4 tRNA genes are annotated in these 470 nt (G+C 54.0%); all 4 read left to right on the top strand.

Annotated elements, in window-relative coordinates:
• Window position 1: 1 nt before the first annotated feature.
• A tRNA-Ala gene (locus tag ASU02_RS03625) sits at window positions 2–77 on the top strand.
• Window positions 78–98: 21 nt separating this feature from the next.
• Window positions 99–175: transfer RNA gene (locus ASU02_RS03630), tRNA-Met, on the top strand.
• A gap of 21 nt (window positions 176–196) precedes the next feature.
• Window positions 197–273 (top strand) — tRNA-Ile (locus tag ASU02_RS03635).
• A gap of 13 nt (window positions 274–286) precedes the next feature.
• Window positions 287–379 (top strand) — tRNA-Ser (locus ASU02_RS03640).
• The last annotated feature ends 91 nt before the right edge of the window (window positions 380–470 follow it).

The following is a 470-nucleotide window of genomic DNA, read 5'->3' on the forward strand; positions in this document are numbered from 1 at the left end:
TGGGGCCTTAGCTCAGCTGGGAGAGCGCCTGCCTTGCACGCAGGAGGTCAGCGGTTCGATCCCGCTAGGCTCCACCACAACTCTTATAACTATATTTTGGCGGTGTAGCTCAGCTGGCTAGAGCGTACGGTTCATACCCGTGAGGTCGGGGGTTCGATCCCCTCCGCCGCTACCAAAATATTTAGGATTGTATTTAGGACCTTTAGCTCAGCTGGTTAGAGCAGACGGCTCATAACCGTCCGGTCGTAGGTTCGAGTCCTACAAGGTCCACCAAAGGTTTTTATACGGAGGTATACCCAAGTTCGGCTGAAGGGATCGGTCTTGAAAACCGACAGGGGCTTAACGGCTCGCGGGGGTTCGAATCCCTCTACCTCCTCCATAATTTCATAATTTTTACTATCGCGGGGTGGAGCAGTTCGGTAGCTCGTCGGGCTCATAACCCGAAGGTCGCAGGTTCAAATCCTGTCCCC

This window comes from Cytobacillus praedii (assembly GCF_001439605.1).
Classification (GTDB): Bacteria; Bacillota; Bacilli; order Bacillales; family Cytobacillaceae; genus Cytobacillus; species Cytobacillus praedii.